This is a genomic window from Nocardia sp. (assembly GCF_025465275.1).
Classification (GTDB): domain Bacteria; phylum Actinomycetota; class Actinomycetes; order Mycobacteriales; family Mycobacteriaceae; genus Nocardia.
Genome location: NZ_JAODNK010000232.1, coordinates 1 through 2920 on the forward strand (window position 1 = coordinate 1; position 2920 = coordinate 2920).

Consider the following 2920-nt stretch of genomic DNA (forward strand, 5'->3'; position numbering starts at 1 on the left):
CCGAACCGAGCCACCTCCGACTGCCGCGCGCCCAAGGTCAACAGTGCCGCCACCAATGGTGCGGGCGCACGCCAATCACCCGTCTCCGCCTTGGTGATCGACCGCTTCGCCACCCTGCCCGCCACCGACAATTGGACCTGGGTCAACCCAGTCGGCACGCGCAACATTGCTAGCAGCTTGCCCATCCGCCGACGGGCGCCAGGCAACTCGGCCGTAGTCACGGCCGGCACCATCATCGGCTCACCCCTGGCCAGCCGCGCCTGAGCACGGGCTACAGCCTCGCCCTCACTACGGGCGATCGCCTCCGCCCAATGGGTACGGTTCGCCACGGCGATTGCCGCTGCCTCGGCTCTCGCGACGATCTCCGCCCGGGCGGCGGCCTCGATACGAGCAACTGCCTCTGCCTCTGCACGCGCAGCCGCTTCCACAACAGTCAGCCTCCGCCGCAACGCGAACGATAACCGTTCGGCCACCTCAGCACGGGCAATCCCCTGGGTCCGCACCGCCATCTCGACACTAGGGGCGGCGGCCGCGTCATGAACCGTGTCCGCTTGCCGCAAGACGTCCGCCGAGTCCGCCATCGCAGTGGCGAGCACGTGGAAGAAGTCGATGACCGTGGCCGGCAGTGACGTGCCCCGCAGGTGCCACCCCTCCGATGCCACCTCAGTCAGCTTCGGCTCCGAAAGCGAACGCACCGCACGGTGGAAAGCGACCCGGCCCGCAGAACGCAACAGGTACGCCTCCGCCGGATACGGCAGCCTCTGCAGCTTTGCCATCAAATGTGGTCGCAAAGCCTCGGTTTCACCGAACTTGTCCACGACCTCCTGCAGAATGCCGTTCATCTCGCCCGGAGTCGAGATCCCGCGTTCACCGGCGAGCGCGAAAGCCACCTCGACCACGATTTCGGCGGCGTCCGCGCCCCACGCGGATAAGAGCGCTGGCCGCACCTGCGCCCGGAGGGCTTCGGCGTGGTCCCGCAGTTGCGCGACAAAAGGATTGTTGTCGGTCCCCGCCTCCGGCTCGGGTTTCCACCGCTCTGTGATGACATCTCGCCGGCGCCGTTGTTCCGCTCCCAGCGGGCGGGACCGACGCTGAGGGTCGCCCGGCTGAGCGACCGCATTCGCGCCCCACTCCGGTGGAAGTCTTGCCGCCCGAACGACCTCGCCGATTTCCTTCGAGGTCTGCGACGGTGTGACCTCACGCCCCGGCTCATAGAACTCGTCGTCTCTGGCGGTGTCCGGTTGCCCTGCTTCAGTTTCGGCGTCGGGTAGCGGGATGACGGCCTTGATGACGCGATTCTCGGATGAGTCGGCCGTAAGAGGCCAACGCTCGCGGCTGGATGCGGGCGGGTCGGGCAGGAGGCTGCTCAGCTCAGCGAAGGCTTTTCGCTCGGGGTTTTCCAGGCCCTCGATCTCTGCCAGCATCTCGCGGGTAAAGCCGGACCATCGCTGTGGTCGATGGGCGGAAGCCCATCCCTGCGACAACCACCGAAGAAGGGCTTCATTCGCGGGCTGCAGCCGTGTCACGATCTCAAGCAACTCAGCAGGCGAGACCAACCCCAGCTGTCTGCGCATCGTGCGGGTGGGAGGAAGATTGGTGTGCTGCACTAATCCTGCACGAAACGCTTCGCCCGTGGACCATGCCTGTAGGGCGGTGTAAGTATTCGCGGGCAGCTGACCGGTAAACTGTCGGAGCACCATGCGCAGTTGACGGACCCCACCTACCATCAGGCCCAGGGCCGTCTCCACGGAGATAGCCAGATTCAGTTGTGCGACAGCATCAGCCGAGGATCTGCCGGTATCAAGGTAGAACATGACCAGCCGGAACACGGTATCTGCGTCGTCCAAGTCTGCGAACACGTGCCGGAGTGGCCCGAATTCCGGGGCCATGGACACTTCGCGATAAATCGGTGCTACCTTGAGACCCGTTGGGCTTGGTGCGAGCTCGCGCAACTCATCGGTGTCGCCAGCGAGATGGAGCAGTTCGAGCACCCTGGTCACGCCGATCGGCATTTTGGTGAACTGCATGCAGAGCACCCGAACATCCTCGTCCGATGGCCTTGTGAACCTGCCGGATTCGATCTGGTCGATCCATTCTCCGGAAACCCCCGACAGCAGAGCCGCTTCCGCAACCGTCAGGCCTTTCGCCAGCCGCAATTCCCGCAGCCGCAGTCCGAAAGCCCGCCAGGCCAACCGGCGCACCTGGATTTCATCGGCACCGAGATCAATCAGGCGTTGTAGCAGGCGTGCAGGAGGAATCGCCTTGCCGGACATCACAGGCCCGACGACGTCCTTGCGGTTCACGCCAGTCGCCGCCGCTACGCCGGCCTGGCTCGGGAAGCCCAAGTCCGCACAAATCGTTGTGAGCTCTCGGCTGACGCCCACACGAGCGTCGGCCAGTTCCATCTCTTCTTCGGACAACGCGGCCATTGGCGTCACATCACGCGAGGACCGGGCCTCAGTGGTGGCTCGATCGGGTTCGTCGGGTCCGAATTCGACTCCGGCCGTATCCAACCCGGGCCGCTCTTCGAGATAGGCCTCCGAGATGCCCGCTGCCAATCGCAGGCGCAGCAGTTCGATCTTGAGCCGCACCAACGCCGAATCCAGGCCCTGGGCGACGAGGCTGTCGTGTGCCGCCTGCATCTCAGGCCAGGCACGCACCTCGAGGAGGTCACGAATCAGATCCTGGCGACCGGCGGCGACACACCAGCTGACAAGTGCGTCCTGCGCAGGTGTGCCGACGACTTCGGACCGCCCCTGGATGTCAGCTGCGTCATCGGTGACACCGGCGTTGCGGAGCATCGTGTGCAGCATCATCCGGACCACCGCCTCGGACGACTCGCCGAGCCATGGCCGACCTGCCGGGACAACCCAGATGCCGTCGCGGCCGGTAGCGAGATCGCCGTTGAACACCAGCCGAA

General features: G+C 65.3%; 1 protein-coding gene. It reads right to left on the reverse strand.

The features are described 5' to 3' along the window. On the reverse strand, window positions 1–2920 hold a 2920-nt coding region (locus JWN03_RS44375), incomplete at both ends, for a transcriptional regulator (protein WP_297628829.1).